The sequence below is a fragment of the Lacinutrix sp. MEBiC02595 genome (assembly GCF_053601555.1).
Genome location: NZ_JBSHNU010000222.1, coordinates 243,745 through 260,953 on the forward strand (window position 1 = coordinate 243,745; position 17,209 = coordinate 260,953).

General features: G+C 31.8%; 12 protein-coding genes and 1 tRNA gene. 12 read left to right on the forward strand and 1 reads right to left on the reverse strand.

From position 1 onward, the window contains the following. The 8 genes from ACVCZW_RS10950 (at position 1) to ACVCZW_RS10985 (ending at position 12,709) form a co-directional block, all read left to right on the forward strand. Positions 1-5,250, forward strand: coding sequence for a PAS domain S-box protein (locus tag ACVCZW_RS10950; RefSeq protein WP_452232433.1), 5,250 nt, complete (start codon positions 1-3; stop codon positions 5,248-5,250). A gap of 184 nt (positions 5,251-5,434) precedes the next feature. Then, on the forward strand, positions 5,435-5,848 hold the full coding sequence (locus tag ACVCZW_RS10955) for a hypothetical protein (RefSeq protein ID WP_452229745.1): 414 nt from the start codon (positions 5,435-5,437) through the stop codon (positions 5,846-5,848). A 77-nt stretch (positions 5,849-5,925) separates the two neighbouring features. Next, the gene (locus tag ACVCZW_RS10960; RefSeq protein WP_452232434.1) at positions 5,926-7,902 is read left to right on the forward strand and encodes a T9SS type A sorting domain-containing protein; all 1,977 of its coding nucleotides are present in this window, start codon (positions 5,926-5,928) and stop codon (positions 7,900-7,902) included. A gap of 2 nt (positions 7,903-7,904) precedes the next feature. Further along, positions 7,905-9,365, forward strand: coding sequence for a hypothetical protein (locus tag ACVCZW_RS10965; protein ID WP_452232435.1), 1,461 nt, complete (start codon positions 7,905-7,907; stop codon positions 9,363-9,365). A gap of 184 nt (positions 9,366-9,549) precedes the next feature. Then, positions 9,550-9,972, forward strand: coding sequence for a DUF7793 family protein (locus ACVCZW_RS10970; protein ID WP_452232436.1), 423 nt, complete (start codon positions 9,550-9,552; stop codon positions 9,970-9,972). Next, entirely contained in the window at positions 9,962-10,393 is a 432-nt protein-coding gene (locus ACVCZW_RS10975; RefSeq protein ID WP_452232437.1) for a DUF7793 family protein, read from the forward strand. The genes ACVCZW_RS10970 and ACVCZW_RS10975 overlap by 11 nt, the downstream gene beginning before the upstream one ends. Continuing rightward, complete coding sequence (locus ACVCZW_RS10980) at positions 10,374-12,218, forward strand: PAS domain S-box protein (protein WP_452232438.1); 1,845 nt, start codon at positions 10,374-10,376, stop codon at positions 12,216-12,218. The genes ACVCZW_RS10975 and ACVCZW_RS10980 overlap by 20 nt, the downstream gene beginning before the upstream one ends. Positions 12,219-12,232: 14 nt before the next feature. After that, a complete protein-coding gene (locus ACVCZW_RS10985; protein ID WP_452229751.1) occupies positions 12,233-12,709 on the forward strand; it encodes a response regulator in 477 nt (158 codons plus the stop codon). 267 nt (positions 12,710-12,976) lie between these two features. On the opposite strand, the gene ACVCZW_RS10990 is transcribed toward ACVCZW_RS10985, so the two are convergent. After that, positions 12,977-13,052, reverse strand: a tRNA-Phe gene (locus ACVCZW_RS10990). A gap of 180 nt (positions 13,053-13,232) precedes the next feature. Here ACVCZW_RS10990 and ACVCZW_RS10995 point away from each other — a divergent pair. The 4 genes from ACVCZW_RS10995 to lptC are packed head-to-tail and all read left to right on the forward strand — an operon-like array spanning position 13,233 to position 17,168. After that, positions 13,233-13,961, forward strand: a complete 729-nt coding sequence (locus ACVCZW_RS10995; RefSeq protein WP_452232439.1) for a type III pantothenate kinase — start codon at positions 13,233-13,235, stop codon at positions 13,959-13,961. Next, the gene (locus tag ACVCZW_RS11000; protein ID WP_452229753.1) at positions 13,961-15,268 is read left to right on the forward strand and encodes a hypothetical protein; all 1,308 of its coding nucleotides are present in this window, start codon (positions 13,961-13,963) and stop codon (positions 15,266-15,268) included. Before ACVCZW_RS10995 ends, ACVCZW_RS11000 begins: the two co-directional genes overlap by 1 nt. Positions 15,269-15,288: 20 nt before the next feature. Further along, a complete protein-coding gene (locus ACVCZW_RS11005; RefSeq protein WP_452229754.1) occupies positions 15,289-16,617 on the forward strand; it encodes a hypothetical protein in 1,329 nt (442 codons plus the stop codon). After that, positions 16,617-17,168 (forward strand): LPS export ABC transporter periplasmic protein LptC, encoded by a 552-nt coding sequence (gene lptC / locus ACVCZW_RS11010; RefSeq protein ID WP_452229755.1) that lies wholly within the window; start codon positions 16,617-16,619, stop codon positions 17,166-17,168. The genes ACVCZW_RS11005 and lptC overlap by 1 nt, the downstream gene beginning before the upstream one ends. Positions 17,169-17,209: the final 41 nt, after the last annotated feature.

Consider the following 17,209-nt stretch of genomic DNA (forward strand, 5'->3'; position numbering starts at 1 on the left):
ATGAAGACTATATTAATAGTAGATGATACTTTTGAAAACCTATATTTACTTAGAGTTATACTTGAGGAAGTTGGTTATGTGGTTGTAGAAGCCAAAGACGGTAAAGAAGGTTTAGAAAAACTACGCGAATGTAGTGTGGACTTAATTATATCAGATATCTTAATGCCTGTCATGGATGGGTATATGTTTTGTCAAGCTTGTAAAAAGGAGGAATCCTTTAAAAACATCCCATTTATTTTTTATACGTCTACGTATACGGAAGCGCTTGATGAAGATTTTGCTATAAAATTAGGAGCAGATCAATTTCTAAGGAAACCAACAGACCAAAATAAGATAATAGCAGTAGTTCAAGATCTATTTGGTAAAGTTAAACCAGACGCAGAGCCTGCTAAAAATGTCAAATTTACAGAGGAAGAAGTTTTAAAGCTTTATAGCAAACGCTTAATTAGTAAGTTGGAGCATAAAAATTTAGATCTCGAAAAAGAGGTTTTAGAACGAGAAAAAGCGGAGCAATTATTAATTCATAAAAATGAAATACTAGATTTAATTTCCATAAATACACCTTTAAATGAGATTTTTGACCGTTTGCTTTTAAACTATCAATCTGTTCATCCAGGTTATTATGGCTCTATTAGTTTAATGGATGAAGATGGTATACATCTTAATTTATCTTCTGGACCTTCCATGCCAGAACTTTATACTTTAGCTATAAAAAGACTTGTCATAGGTGAAAATGCTGGCTCTTGCGGTACAGCAGCATTTACGGGAAAGACCGTTATTGTTTCAGATATAAGTACAGATCCGTTATGGGTAGATTATAAAGACATTGCGCTAGAACACCATTTGTACGCGTGTTGGTCTATTCCTATTCTTTCAGAACACAAGGCTGTTATAGGTACTTTTGCTATTTATAGCAAGGCTATAAGTACACCTTCATTAAGTGATATTCGCGAACTTAATTTCACGTTAAATCTAGTCAATATTGCAATTGAGAAATCTAGAATTGTAGCAGAAATTAAGAAGAAAGATGAATCGTATAGAGCATTAATTGATCAGGCGAATGATGCTATAATTTCCTATTCTTTAGATGGCGAAATACACGATTTTAATAAATCGGCCTATACTAGTTTGGGATATACCAAAAGCGAGTTTTTAAACCTAAGAATTCAAGATTTTAATATTGGTGGTTTTGTTCAAAACCCAGAAAATCACGAGCGATTACTTGCTGGTGAAGCCGTTATTTTTGCTAGAAAGTTTCTGCGTAAGGACAAATCTTTATTAGATTTAGAAGTCTCTGCAAAACTGCAAAAAGACGGTAAAATACTTGGTATTGCACGGGATGTAACCGAGCGTAGAAGAGCAGAAGAAAAACTTTTAGAAAGCGAATATAACTTAAGACAATCTCAAATAGTTGCCAATATTGGGTCTTATACTGTAGATATTCTTACAAAGATTTGGGAGAGTTCTGCTGTTCTTAACAAGATTTTTGGAATTAATAAATCCTATCTAAGAACAAAGAAAGGTTGGAGTGATATTATTCATCCAGATCAAAGAGAAGAAGTATTAGCTTATTATGAGAATTGTGTTCTAAATAGAAAGAAAATTAATTTAGAATACAAAGCTGTAAGAGTAGATGATAACGAAGAAATTTGGGTACACGTTAGGGGAGAGTTCCTTTTTGATGACGATGCAAACCCTATAAAAATTATTGGTACTACGCAAGATATTACAGAGCGTAAAAAAGCGCAATTAAAACTTCAAGAAAGCGAATATAATTTAAGACAATCTCAAATAGTTGGTAATATAGGCTCTTACGCTATAGATTTAAAAACAATGACTTGGGAAGGCTCCTTATTCTTGTATACTCTTTTTGGTATAGATGCATCGTATGCTAAAACAATTGAAAGTTGGGGGGAGCGTATTCATCCTGAAGATAAAGAGGAAATACGTAGTTATTTAGAGTATTGTATTGTAAATAATAAAAGGTTTAATAAAGAGTATCGAGTTTTAAAACTAGATACTAATGAAGAAATTTGGGTGCATGGTGTTGGAGAATTAATTTTTGACACCGAAGGGAATCCTGTAAAAATAATTGGTACCATACAGGATATTACGAATAGGAAACATTCAGAAATAAAACTTCAAGAAAGTGAATACAGTTTAAGGCAATCTCAAGTAGTTGCTAATATTGGTTCTTATGTTTTAGATTTACGCACAAGAAGTTGGGAGTCTTCCCCTGTTTTAAATAGTGTTTTCGGTATCCCGGAATCCTATGCGAAAACAATTGAGAGTTGGGTTCGTATTATTCATCCAGATGAAAGAGAGTTGATGTTTAATTATTTAGAAAACGGCATCCAAAATAATAGAAAGTTTGACAAAGAATATAGAGTCATTAAATTAGAATCTAAAGAAGAAATTTGGGTACATGGTACTGGCGAATTTATTTATGATAGTGAAGGACAATCTGTAAAAATGATTGGTACCATGCAAGATGTTACCCATCGTAAACAAGCAGAGTTAAAAATTCAAGAAAGTGAAAAATCACTATTAGCAGCTCAGGAAGTAGCAAAAATAGGTAGTTTTAATTTAGATGTAAAAAAATTAATAGGTGTTACCTCTATCACCTTTAATGATATTATAGGAATAGATAAGAATACTATAGTAGATTTTGATCTATGGAAATCAGTAGTCCACCCTCAAGATAGGTCTCTCATTAAAGAAAATGTTTTCAAAAGTCTAAAACATAAACGAAAATTTGATTTAGAATATCGAATCCTGACTAAAAACAAAAAGGAATTAAAATGGATTCAAGGTTTAGGCGAAGTTGTTTATGTTAATGGAGTAGCCAACAGTTTTGTTGGTACTATTCAAGATATTACCGAACGTAAAAAAGCCGAATTAGATTTAAAAATAGCCAATGATTTTTCATCCAGTCTTTTAAGTGGAATGCATGAAGGCTTATATGCCATAAATCTAGACTCCGAAATAATTAGCGTAAACCCTTCGTTTTGTAAAATGACAGGTTTTACGGAAAAAGAATTAATAGGAGTTAAGCGTCCATATCCTTTTTCACCACCTGAATTAAAAAAAGAAAATACCAATCGTTATAAGTTATTAATACAAAATAAAAATAATAAAGATTATGAAAATACATACATGCGAAAAAATGGAGAGCGTTTTCCTGTGCATGTATTGGTTTCTAGTATATATGACGAAAATGGTGTAAAAACAGCCAATTTTGCTACGGTAGAAGATATTACAGTTCGAAGAAAATCGGAAGTAGATTTAAAACTAGCTAAAGAATTTAATGACAGGCTTATCATGTCTATGCAAGAAGGGTTGCTTATGCTAGATATGCCTGGTAGAATTATAAAAGTAAACGAGGCATTATGTGAAATTCTGGGGTATTCAGAACAAGAGCTTATTGGTATGGAGTTACCATATCCATTTGTGAAAGCAGAGGACTTAGAAAGAATGCAAGAAATTGAAATAAAAGTAGCTAAAGGAGAAGCGCCATCCTTTCAATTTGAATTTGTTAGAAAAAATGGTACACAATTTACAGCTTCATTTTCAGCTGGAAATATAAAAAATGATAATGGAGAAGTTATAGCCATATTTGCAACAGTGAAGGATGTATCGGAAGAAGAGAAGGCAAAAAGGTTGTTAGAGGAAAATGCCAAAAAATCATTAGAAAGAAAAAATGTCATTATCGAATTGGCTAGCTTAGTTGGTACAGATTATAAAGAAGCATTAAATAGAATTACAGAGCTTTCTGCAAAAACCTTAAATGTGGAGAGAGGAAGTGTTCTCAAATTTAATAAGAATAAAACAGAAATGTTTTGCGAGAAATTATACTCGCAAACAAATAGGGAATATGAAAGCGGCCAAGTCTATTCTAAAAAAGGTAATAACCGCTTTTTTGATGCGTTAATTGAAAATAAAATAGTTTCAGCTTCCCATGCTATTAGTCATGCGCTTTCTACAGGTTTTATAGAGGATTACCTTATCCCGCTAAATATAAAATCTAAATTAAGTATTCCTATTCAAGGTGCAGATGAGGTTTATGGGGTTTTATGTTTTGAACAAGTAGATACTACGCATGTTTGGACTACCGATGAAGAGGAGTTTGCTACTTCTATTGCTAATCTAGTATCTTTAATGGTGGAAAGTACCGAGCGAAAATCAGCAGAAAATAAAATTTTAATTACAAACCAGAAACTAACAGAAGCTAATAAGGAACTAAATGTATTAAGAAACCAGTTAGAACAAGAAAATGTATATCTAAGAAACGAGTTAGATCTAGTATTTAATTATGAAGAAATGGTGTATGGTAGTGAAGAATTTAGTAATGTTCTTACAGAGGTTGAAAAGGTGGCGCCAACAAATGCTACGGTGTTATTGTTGGGGGAATCTGGAACTGGGAAAGAATTATTAGCAAGAGCGATCCATAATATTAGTTTGCGTAATAATAAACCGTTAATTAAGGTGAATTGTTCCGCAATACCTAGAGAGTTAATTGAAAGTGAATTATTTGGTCATAAAAAAGGTTCCTTTACAGGGGCTATTAATGATAAGATTGGGAAGTTTGAATTGGCAGATAAAGGTACTTTGTTTTTAGATGAAATAGGGGAGTTGCCGTTAGATATGCAACCAAAAATATTACGATTTTTGCAAGAAGGAGAAATTGAGGTTGTTGGTGGTACTACAGGAATGAAAAAATTAGATGTTAGAGTAATTGCTGCAACCAACCGAAATTTAAAAGATGCCATTCAGAAAAAGGAGTTTAGAGAAGATCTGTATTTCCGTCTTAATGTGTTTCCAATAGAAGTCCCTCCTTTAAGGGATAGAAAAGATGATATTCCTTTATTGGTAGAGCATTTTGTAGATAAATTTAATAAGGCTTACGGAAAAAGCATCCAATATATTACCGATGACGCTATGAGTCAGTTAAAAGCATACAATTGGCCAGGAAATATAAGAGAATTAGAAAACTTAATAGAACGTGCTTCTATTTTGTCTAATACAGAAACCTTGGTAGTTCCGGGTTTTGAGTCTTCTACACAAAAGGCGAAACCAATTAACAATAAAGATCTCACTCTTGACGCAGTGCAGCGTAATCATATTATCTATGTGTTAGAACAATGTAACTGGAAAATAAGTGGGCCTAAAGGAGCGGCTGTTGTACTTCATTTAAAGCCTAGTACGTTACGGGATAGAATGACTAAACTAGAAATCTCGAAAATGCAATAAAATTGACGGAATACCGTTAATCGTTGCTTTTTATCTTAAAAATGTGCGGTATAGCGATGTTTTTAATATTGTCCAAAATTTATATTTAAATCATAAAGCGTTTATTGTGAGCGCTTTATGATTTTTTTTTGGTCCCTAACGGTTTTTGGCATCTGTATTGAAATACGTTTTTCAAAATAATACTATGGAAAACAAGAAGTTAACAAATAGTTTTAAGTTTAGAGTAGATCAAAATATAATCTTCTGTAACGTGTTTAATGATTTGAACGAAAAAGATTTGGATAACGATTTAGAAGAAATCTTTGTTCAGGCTATTTCTAAGTTATCAAGAGGTACTCATATGCCTATTTTAATAAACTTAGAAGCGCTCGATTTTTATACCGGAATAAAAGCTTTTAGGTTTTTGTCTAATAATTCAAAAATTAAATCCATAGTACTTTCGGAAACCTTCTTGGTAGACTCTTACCGTTTGAAGTTTTTTTTAATGGTTCAAAACATCATGGATATAACTATTATTCCGGATGCGGTTTTTAAAAATTTTCAATCTGCAAAGCTCTATTGTAATAAAAATAACAAGATGTATAACGCATTAAGTTAGTGATCTATAAAAATAATAATCCCTTTTAATTTTAAATAGCTATTAAACAAATTTATTCTAACCCCAAACCTTAACCTATGAGAAAGAAATATTTTATTTGTAATTGCTTCCTTCTTTTTACCTTTTTATGTGGTTATTCACAAATTGTGAATGAAGGCATATTGGAAATTGAACCAGCAACAAGTGTGTATTTTGAAAATGAATACACAAATAAAACGAGTGGTGTGCATGACAGTAACGGAAACCTTTATTTAAACAATAGTTTTGTAAATAATGGGGCTACTTCCTCTGCTTCTGGAACCACGTATTTTAAAAGTGCAGCAAACCCGTTACTCAGTATTTCCGGTTCTTCATCTGCTGTTAATTTTAATAATTTAGAAGTAGATATTACGGCAGCGAGTCAGAAAGGCCTTTCTGTAGCAGATGGTTTTGCTTTAAATATTAGCAATGCATTAAATTTAGTGAGTGGCGATGTTAGGTTAATAGACGAGGCGCAGCTTATTCAAACACATCTTGGTGTAAATGCTAACTCTATTGGCTCTGGTAAAATATTAATAGACCAGCAAGGATATGCGTCCGGATTTAAATTTAATTATTGGTCGGCACCAGTGAATAGTGGTGGGACATTCTCTTTGTTAGGAAATAAGTATGATGGTACAGATGCCAGTCAAAACCCATTTAGCCCGCAACAAATGTTATTTAGTGGTAGCTCTCCATACAATGGGGCGCCATCTGTATTAGATGGTGGTAGTAATGTGACTACTTCCTTGACGCTTAATACGAGATGGATATATTCATACTTACAAGGAACGGGAGCATATGGAGACTGGGTTGGTTTGAATGCTACTAGTGTTATAAATCCAGCAGAAGGTTATACTATGAAAGGTAGTAATACGCTTTCTGCGAATCAAAACTATGTGTATTACGGCGCGCCTAATAACGGCGAATATCTAATGCCTATAAATGCAGGAGAAGAATCCTTATTAGGTAATCCGTATCCTTCCGCATTAGATGCTACTAAATTTATACAAGATAATTTATCTATGCTCGATGCTCTTTATTTTTGGGTAGATGGAGGTTCAAATTCGCATGCTACTACAGATTATTTAGGTGGTTACGCGATACGTAATTTATCTGGAGGTATTCCTCCTTCTGTTTCATCTCCTTTAATTGCAGGTATGGGTAATTCGGGAAGTGTTACAGCTCCTAAGCGATATGTTCCAGTTGGTCAAGGTTTTTTTGTTAGTGCCTACGGAAGCGGATCTGTTCTTTTTAATAATTCACAAAGAAAATTTAAAACAGAATCTACAGGAGATGCTATTTTTTATAAATCTTCGGAGGATACAGATGAAGATCCAGAATACACTGTCAATAATCAATATATACGAATAGGTTATGAGGATCCTGAAGGATTTCATAGACAATTGCTTTTAGCTTTTATGCCTAGTTCTACTGCAGATATTAATTATAACCAAGGTTATGATGCAGTGTTAAATGAGTATAGAAACGATGATTTGTTTTTTGTAATAGAGGAGGATGTAAATAAAAAATATGCTATTCAAGGATTAGATAGTTTTAATGAAGCACTGGAGTTTCCGTTAGGGTTGTTGATTAGCGAAGCTGGTTCTCATCAAATTATGATCGATGAAATAGAGAATTTTTTAGGACCGATTTATTTAAAAGATAATATTTTAAATACTACACATAGTTTAACTGGGTCTAGCTTTAATGTCAATTTACCAATAGGACAGTATTTGGATAGATATTCTATTGTTTTTGCGCCGTCAGAAACGCTATCTGTAGACGCGGAAGAAACTAAAAACATCAAGATCTTTTATGATGGAAACAATAACATCGTGGTAAGTAACCAGGATCAACTTGCATTAAAAAAGGTCGCAATATTTAATATTTTAGGACAAGAAGTTTTAACGCTAGATACGAACCTTAATAATAAAGACAGAATAGAAATACCATTTAACCATAGTGACGGGATTTATTTGGTAAAAGTACAAACAACAAATCGCGAATTAATGCAAAAAATCTTAACCTATTAATTATGAAAAATTTTAAACTAAAATTAACCGTATTAACCATAGCAATTTGTACTAGTTGCAATTATAGTGCATTTGCTCAAGTAGGAGTGGGAACATTAACACCAGACGCTTCCGCTATGCTCGACTTAACCTCTACCAGTAAAGGTATGTTAGCGCCAAGAATGACATCAACGCAGAGAATTGCAATTTCTAGCCCAGCAAATGGTTTGCTAGTATTTGATATTACTGAAAATGCATTTTATTTTTATAATTCTAGTTCTTGGACTAAAATGGATTCCAAGTCTAGAAATAAACATAAAATTATAAGTTCAGCAGCAGATTTAAGTGCAGAGCTTGCAGCTGGTGGAGGGAGTAAGTATTTATTATCTTCAGATACTTTATATGAAATAAATGGGGAAATTACTTTGGCGCAATCCATAGATTTAAATAACGCTTATGTAACAGGAATTGATACTAATGAAGATATCTTAACTAAAACTGGTGGAACTATGTTTGTAGGAACTACTGGAGGAACTATAAAAAATGTGACACTTACAGCGACAGGAGGAACTGTTTTTAACATGACAGGAACGGCTGCTGATGGTTTTGTTTTTAGAGACGCTATAGTGAAAAATTCAACATCTGTAGGTACTATTGATGGATATGGATTAGCTTTTTTGAGTATTGTTCAGTTTTTAGGAAATACAACAGGAATAACATATAGTAATGTTAACCAATTATTACTGAGTAATATGGGATGGTTTTCTACTAATTTAGGAACCTATGAAACGTTTACAGGAACTTTTAATATTCTTGAAAAACAAGGAGGTTTTTCTCAAATGAATGGTGCTGCTGTTGGTATAGATGTTAGTTCTAATCCTGTGGTTTTATACGGTATATTAACAGGGGCTAGTTTTAGTGGTACTAGTACACAGTATGTTAAAAGATATACAGTAGGTTCTTATGCAGGATATAGTTTTACTAATGCATGGACAGTAGATTGCCCAGGTTTACCTGTAGAATCTGATCAAGTTGCAACGGGAAATATTTATTATGATGGAACGATTACTACTGGTTTCGGGCAAAGTGTTACCAATGGAAGCGCATTAAACCTGGCAGGAAATGGTAACTCAAATTCTACTACTGCAGTAAACTTAATGAGAATGTCTTCTCCTCAAGATAATAGAATTACTTATTTAGGAAAAAAGACGAGAACATTTCAAATCAATGCATCTTTATCTGTTAGAGGATCTACCACAGTTGGTAATTATTACGCCTTTTTTATTAGAAAAAATGGATCTACAACATTGGTAGAAACAAATACCTTAATGCGTGTTAATAATACATCCGATATTTCTAGTAATTCTATTACTGGAACGGTAGAACTTGCTCCAGATGATTATATCGAAATATGGGCACAAAGATTAGTTGGGTCTGGTAGCTCATCTCTAGCTGTTTTTTCATTAAACCTTAATATAAAATAAGTGACGGAATACCGTTAGTTGTTCTGTTTTGTCTTTAGAATTCGTGGTATAACGATGCTTTATTAGTCTTCTCTAATTGAAATAAAAATACGCAATAAATTGATTTACAAAGTGTTGCGTATTTTTTTTATGTGAATTAAACTTTTGGCACTCCTATTGGTTTAGTTTTTTCTAAAGGATAATAATGAGAAACGAAATACTAATAAACAATATTAAATTTTGGGTAGACCAGAAAATTGTCTATTGTAAATTATATGATGATTCTGATGTAGACTATTCAGATAAAGATATTCAAGATATATTTTGTGAGGCTATTTCATTGTTGTCAGATAGTGCTTATTTACCTGTAATATTTGATTTTAAAGAGATTAATAGTGCGCTTTCGGTGAAACTATTTAAACTTTTATCAAGCAATATTAAAATCAAAAGTGCTGTCCTGTCAAAAGCATTTTTAGTAAAAAATTATAAGCATAAAATACTTCTTTCCTTTTATGTAATGTTTAGTGATTCTAATGTGCCAAATTTAATTTTTAAAGACCCCGATTTGGCAATACAATATAGTAATCAAAATTATGCAATTTTTAATTCTGTAACCTATGACAATTAGTATGAAAGACATGATTGAGATCGGAAATTCTAAATTTTGGACAGACAATGATATTCTTTATTGTCAGTTTAGAAATAAGGATGCGAATTCTAAATTAGAAACAAGTAAGATAAAACGATATATAGACGCAATTGTTAAATTATGTGAAGGCAAAGCGATGCCTTTTCTAATTGATTCCAGAGATACCCGAGGAACATATACTCGTGAAACCGCTAATTTATTAGCGAACTCTGCAATATTAAGTAAACTAAAAATTTCAGAAGCCTTTGTTTTTAATTCTATGGAAATAAAACTAGTGATCGCTTCGTACAAAAGAATTTATGAGCCTATTACTCCTTTTGGTGTATTTAATAATCTAGAATCTGCAAGAGAATATTGTGTAGAAACTAAAAACAATTTCTATGGAAGCAATCAAATATAACCTTTCTCATGTTCTTAATGATAGCGTACTAGTGGATGTTATTGAAAATTCTATTGTATCTGTAACAGATGCGTTAGGCAGAATAGAATATGCGAATGATAAATTTTGTGAAATTTTAGAATGTGATGCTAACCGGTTAGTTGGTGAAACGCATAAACTACTAAAGTCACCTCTTTATTCAGGGGAAATATATAAAAACCTTTGGAGAACCATTAAAATGGAAAAAAAATGGAATGGGGTCTTAACAGATGTTTCTAGTACAGGAAAAATATTTTGGTTAGATACAACTATTATACCTATAAGAAACGAAGGAGAGAAAGGACTGAAGTACTTGTCCATTTATAAAGATGTTACTAAATATCACAACGAGAATGAAAAGCTTGTAGCATGTAAATCCACTAATGAGAGTTTTTTGCAATCCATGCCTTTAAATGTGTTTACTATTACAAGACATGGGAAGATTTTAAATGCGAATAAGAATTTTTGCAATAAAGAAATCGGGGAGTTAATTGGTACCTATATCTATGATTATTTTATTACTACAAGCTTTGAGGCCTTTAAAAATAATATAGATAAGGTTTATATAGATAAAGCAATAAACCAGTTTGAATTGTATGATTTTGATTCCAATGGTAAAAAAATATTCTTTTCGGCAGTAGTTTCCCCAAATTATGACAAGTTGGGCGTGATTATTTCTTCAACAATTGCTTTGCGTGAAATTACAGATTTTAAAGATTTAAGTGATGATCTTATAGATAGCGAGGCAAAATTTAGAGCAATCTATCAATCTATTAATGTCGGTATTATTGTAGTAGCAGATGAAAAAGGTAATGTTACCGAATGGAATAAAGGAGCAGAGGCTGCTTTTGGTTATGCAGAAGAGGAGATAATTGGTAGATCACTAACGGTTTTAATGTCTAAAAAGTATAGAAACGGGAATATTAAAGAGTTATTAAGAGTCGTTAATAAGATAAAAAATAAACAGAATGTAGATATCATTGAGATGTGTTGTCTACGTAAAAACGGAGAGCATTTTCCTGTAGAGTTTGCTTTAAGTAATGGTAATGTTGGTGAAAATATTTTTTATTGTGCTATGATGTTCGATATAAGTAATCGTAAATCTCTAGAAAATAAATTAAACAAAAAAACAGAAGAATTGGAGTTGTTCTTGTATCGCTCAGCACATGATCTTAAAGCGCCATTTTCTTCTGCAGAAGGAGTTCTTAGTTTATTAAAAGAAGAAAAAGATCAAGATAGAGTTGTTTTTTTAACAGATATGCTAGATACCGTCATAAAAAACGGAAAAGAATTATCAGAAAACCTTTCTCAAGCATCCTGTGTTACAGCGAAGAAAAAAGAATCTAATAAGATTAATTTTTCTAAAACAATAGATGGTATACTGGTGTTGTTAAGTGGTGCAAATAAATTTGATAACATAAAATTTAACATTGATGTTGTAGACCCTTTTGGTTATAATTCTAATCAAGAAATGATAAATTCTATACTTCAGAATTTAATTCATAACGCGGTAAAGTATTCTAGAGTACCAAAAGAAAATGAAAAGGCTTTCGTAAATATAGATGTAAAAACATTAGAAAAGGAAGTTGTAATTACTATAGAAGATAATGGTGTTGGAATATATAAGAATAAAATAGATAAAATATTTGATTTGTATTACAGAGCAAATAAATATGACGTGCCAGGGCATGGTTTGGGGCTTTATATTGTTAAAAACATGGTAGATGATTTAAAAGGAGTAATAACAGTTAAAAGTAGTATTAAAAACGGTTCTGTTTTTAAAGTGGTATTGCCTTCTGCTATATAAAAAAGATTTAAAATATGAATATGAACATTATGATCGTTGATGACAACAAGATAGATTTGTTTGTAGGTCAAAAAATTATTGAAAAAGTACATGCTGATAGTAATATTAGAACATTTGCTAGTGCGAATGCTGCTATTGTTTTTTTGAAAATTTTAGAAGGTAAAGATGTCTATCCAACCATGTTTACTCCAGATATAATATTGCTAGATGTTAATATGCCAGAAATGGATGGATTTCAATTTTTAGATGAATTTAATAAGTTAACCAGAATAAACAAAACCAAAATTAAAATATATATGCTAACCTCGTCAACGAACTCTCAGGACATTAAAAAGGCTGAAAACCAAAACTCTTGTGCAGGTTTTCTTAATAAACCACTTACAACTAGTAATTTTGAAAAGATTGTAGTAGAATTTAGACCATATCTTAACAGATTCGATGCAGAAGCAGGAGATGTAAGTTTTATGGAGAATAGAATGCAACTCCAATAAGAAAATATAGGATTAGGGATTCTGTTTTTTCAAAACATAACGTTTGTTTTGAATAGGAATCGAATAAACAGGTTTTTTTTTGGTAGTACGAACAACTACAAATTTATTTTAAGCGCCTCTCTCTGGGTAATAAAACAGTAAAGGAGTGTGCTAGAATAAGAATGGTTAAATGAATAAGGCATTAGTTATTAGAAGAAATTCAATAGCTGTGACAGTCTGTGTCTTCTAAAAACCAAAAAACCCGATTCAAAAGAATCGGGTTTTTTTTGGTGGTGCCTCCAGGAATCGAACCAGGGACACATGGATTTTCAGTCCATTGCTCTACCAACTGAGCTAAGGCACCAGTAGCATAAAATTGCGAGTGCAAATATATGTACCTTTTTGTTATTCACAAAGAAAAAATTATAAAAATTTTATATTATTTTTTCTTGGTATTAAAAATCTTGCTTTAAGTAATTATTAAAGTGGGATTTAGAATATAATTTATAACGCATTTTGTAAATTTGAAGCCATAAGAAAAAATATGAACTTAATTATTGATGTTGGTAATTCCTTTGTTAAAATCGCTGTTTTTCAGGAGGATAAGATAATCTCTAGTCATAAAGTGAAAAACAAAGAGGTTTTAAAAACCTTAAGAAGTATTAGAAAAGAATATAAAAGCATTAAGAAAACCATTTATTCATCCGTAGGGAAATTAAGAAAAACAGATATTGCGTATCTTGAAAAATATTATGATACACTTATCTTAAATCATGAAACAAGAGTTCCTTTTGCAAATTTATATAGTACTCCTAAAACTTTAGGAATCGATAGAATTGCTTTGGTTAGCGGTTCTGTGCAACAATTTCCAAATAAAAATGTTTTAATAATTGATGCAGGAACTTGTATTACTTTCGATTTTATCACCAAGAAAAACGAATACTTAGGCGGGGCAATATCACCAGGAATACGAATGCGTTATAAAGCATTACATCATTTTACAGCAAATTTGCCGTTATTAGAAACAAAGATGCCCAAAAATATTATTGGAGATGCTACGGCAACGGCGATGCATTCCGGTGTTGTACAAGGTGTTTTACTTGAAATTGATGGGGCAATTCAAGAATATAAGTTAAAATACCCTGATTTAACAATTATTTTAACAGGAGGAGACGCTAATTTTTTGTCTAAACAATTAAAAAGTAGCATATTTGCCAACTCAAATTTCCTTTTAGAAGGATTAAATTTTATTTTACAATATAATATACACTAATGATAAAAAAACTGGTTATAGTTTTTATTGCTTTTTTTGCAATTCAAAGTTTCGCTCAAGAAGGTACTTCTTCACCATATTCGTTTTATGGAATTGGTAGCCTAAAATTTAAAGGTACCGTAGAAAATAGAAGTATGGGAGGACTTAGTATTTATACAGATAGTACACATGTTAACCTAAGAAACCCTGCGTCTTATGGAGGGGATAATTTAGAGTTATATAACAATGAAGGTCGTCCAATGATATTTTCTGTTGGAGGAACGCATACCTCTACCAATTTAAAAAGTGCATCTAATAGTGATCGCGCTTCTACTTCAACCTTCGATTATCTAGCGATTTCATTACCTTTAGGGAAATTAGGTATTGGTTTTGGTTTAATGCCTTACACTTCTGTTGGGTATAAACTAGAAAACTATGATGCAGAGAATATTACCAATAAATTTAGTGGAGATGGTGGCGTTAATAGAACATATTTGTCTGCAGGGTACCAAATAACAAAAGACTTAAGCGTTGGTGTCGATGCCCAATATAATTTTGGAAACATTGAAGGAAGTACTATTGAGTATGTGTACAGTGGTGGCGAATTAGTACAATACCAAACAAGAGAAGATAATAGATCCGACTTAAGTGGTTTAAGTTATAATCTTGGTCTTACTTATAAAACGAAATTGACGAATAACCTAGAATTGACTTCTGGGGTAACTTTTTCTCCTAAAAGTGACTTAAAATCTAAAAACGAAAGATCTATTAATACCGTTACTATTATTTCAAGTACAGAACAAGAATTTGTAATAAATACGCTGGAAGCAAATTTAGAAGAACAAGGATTAAAAGAAACTACATTAACATTACCAGCTAAATTTTCTTTTGGTGTTGGTATTGGTCAGCCAAGAAAATGGTTTGTTGGTGTAGAAAGTGTTTTTCAAGAAACTAGTAAGTTTAGTAACGAACTTTATGCTAATCCAAGTACAGAAACAACATACGAAAACAGTAATACTTTTTCATTAGGTGGTTTTTATATTCCGGATTATAATGCATACAAGTCGTATATAAAACGTATAGTTTATCGTGCAGGAGTTAGAGCAGAAAAAACAGGATTAGTAATTAATGGAGAGTCCATAGATGAGTTTGGCATATCTTTTGGAGTAGGTTTACCAGTTGGAAATTTATTCTCTAATGCAAACCTAGGTTTTGAGTTTGGTAAAAGAGGAACAACGAACAAGAATTTAATTCAAGAGAATTTTATTAATTTCCAATTAAGTTTATCTTTGAATGATAGATGGTTCGAAAAAAGTAAATATAACTAACAGCATAAATTATTAAGACAATGAAAACGAAAATCACATTATTAGCAATATTATTCCTAGGACTTGGTTTTGGCTTTGCGCAAAACGAAGAAGCTATGACCAAACTATCTATCTTTCACGAATACGTAAAAGCAGGGAATTTTGATGCAGCTTACGGACCTTGGATGGAAGTGCGTACGAAGTACCCAAAATTTAACAATGCAATTCCTGTAGATGGAGAAAAAATATTAAAACATAAAATTAAGAACTCTACAGGAGCGGAACAAGTTGCTTTTATTAATGACCTTTTAAAACTTTGGGATGAAAAATTAGAACACTTTCCTAGTAAAACGAAAGTAGGTGATATGTTATCAGATAAAGCACAATTAATGTATGATTATAAAACCGAATTAGGTTTAACAGATACCCAATTGTATGAAGCTTTTGATAAAGCATTTACTACCGATTTAAAAACCTTTAAAAATGCGAAATCATTGTATGTTTATTTTTCTTTAATGGTAGATTTATTTGATGCTGGAAAGAAAACAGACCAACAATTATTTGATAAGTATGATGATGTTGTTGATAAAATTGAAACAGAAGTAAAAAGCAATTCAGAAGGATTAAATAAATTAATGGCTAAAGAAGAAGCAGGAACTGCTTTAACTAAAAAAGATGGTCAATACAAAAGATATTACGAAAGTTCATTAACCGCTTTCGAACAAATTTCTGGTAGTGTAGATTCTAAATTAGGAGATAGAGCAAACTGTTCAAACCTTATTCCTTTATACCAAAAAGATTACGAAGAAAATAAGAATAATGGTGTTTGGTTACAAAGAGCAATGAATAAGTTATATGAAAAAGGATGTAAAGAAGATCCAATGTTTGTTAAAGTTGTAAAACAAAAAAACAGCATTGAGCCTAATGCAAAAACATCATACTACTTATATTTAATAACCGGAGAGCAACAATATTTTGATCAAACGTTACAGTTAGAAACAGATCCTTTTAGAAAATCTAAACTTTACAATACAATAGCTAAAGACTTTAAGCAAAAAGGAAGCTATGGTAAAGCAAGAGAATACTTCATGAAATCTTTAAGTGCTAACCCTTCAGATAAAAGTCCTCATGTTCAAATTGCTTACATGTATGCTGCTAGTGCGAACAGTTGTGGAGATACAAACTTTAACAAAAGAGCCGTATTCTGGTTAGCTGCAGCAGAAGCGAGAAAAGGTGGTAATAGTAGTTTAGGTGCTAATTATGAAGCTAAAGCGCCAAGTAAATCTGAGATTTTCTCTGCAGGAAAAGCAGGACAGTCTATTAGTATTGGATGTTGGATTGGTAGAAGTGTAACCGTACCAAAAATATAATGCAAAACAAGAATTTATATATAAAAAGCATAGCCACAGTTTTAACTGTGGCTATGCTTTTTTCATGTAAAAGTAACTTTAACGAGGTGCAAAAAATTGGTGTTTCAGAAGATCAACCAATTGGTGTTGCAGAAGATATAAATTTAAAGTATACAGATTCTGGGAGAGTAACAGCAAATCTTATTAGTCCGAAGATGCTAGACTTTACAAATAGAGCATTTGGGTATAATGAATTCCCAGAAGGTGTTGTCTTACATATGTATGACGATTTAAATCAGGAAAATACAGTGATAGCAGATTATGCTATTTCATATAAAGAAACAAACCTTATAGATCTGCAAGGTAATGTGATAGTAACTTCGCATAAAAAAGACACGTTATTTGCAGAGCAATTGTATTATGACCAGTCTAAAGAATGGCTATTTACAAACAAACCAGTAACGTTTAGACAAGGTCGTGACTTAATCAATGGAAATGGTTTTGACTCCGATTCCGAATTTAAACAAGCAGTAGTTTTAGAAATAGATGGTATTATCACACTTGAGGAATAATACTTATCTTTGCTGCAAAATAAATTTCAACCTAAATACCA

What these genes read in the sequence shown, in the direction of transcription:
- ACVCZW_RS10950 (WP_452232433.1), top strand. Translation starts at nt 1, where the DNA reads ATGAAGACTATATTAATAGTAGATGATACTTTTGAAAACCTATATTTA.
- ACVCZW_RS10955 (WP_452229745.1), top strand. Translation starts at nt 5,435, where the DNA reads ATGGAAAACAAGAAGTTAACAAATAGTTTTAAGTTTAGAGTAGATCAA.
- ACVCZW_RS10960 (WP_452232434.1), top strand. Translation starts at nt 5,926, where the DNA reads ATGAGAAAGAAATATTTTATTTGTAATTGCTTCCTTCTTTTTACCTTT.
- ACVCZW_RS10965 (WP_452232435.1), top strand. Translation starts at nt 7,905, where the DNA reads ATGAAAAATTTTAAACTAAAATTAACCGTATTAACCATAGCAATTTGT.
- ACVCZW_RS10970 (WP_452232436.1), top strand. Translation starts at nt 9,550, where the DNA reads ATGAGAAACGAAATACTAATAAACAATATTAAATTTTGGGTAGACCAG.
- ACVCZW_RS10975 (WP_452232437.1), top strand. Translation starts at nt 9,962, where the DNA reads ATGACAATTAGTATGAAAGACATGATTGAGATCGGAAATTCTAAATTT.
- ACVCZW_RS10980 (WP_452232438.1), top strand. Translation starts at nt 10,374, where the DNA reads ATGGAAGCAATCAAATATAACCTTTCTCATGTTCTTAATGATAGCGTA.
- ACVCZW_RS10985 (WP_452229751.1), top strand. Translation starts at nt 12,233, where the DNA reads ATGAATATGAACATTATGATCGTTGATGACAACAAGATAGATTTGTTT.
- ACVCZW_RS10995 (WP_452232439.1), top strand. Translation starts at nt 13,233, where the DNA reads ATGAACTTAATTATTGATGTTGGTAATTCCTTTGTTAAAATCGCTGTT.
- ACVCZW_RS11000 (WP_452229753.1), top strand. Translation starts at nt 13,961, where the DNA reads ATGATAAAAAAACTGGTTATAGTTTTTATTGCTTTTTTTGCAATTCAA.
- ACVCZW_RS11005 (WP_452229754.1), top strand. Translation starts at nt 15,289, where the DNA reads ATGAAAACGAAAATCACATTATTAGCAATATTATTCCTAGGACTTGGT.
- lptC (WP_452229755.1), top strand. Translation starts at nt 16,617, where the DNA reads ATGCAAAACAAGAATTTATATATAAAAAGCATAGCCACAGTTTTAACT.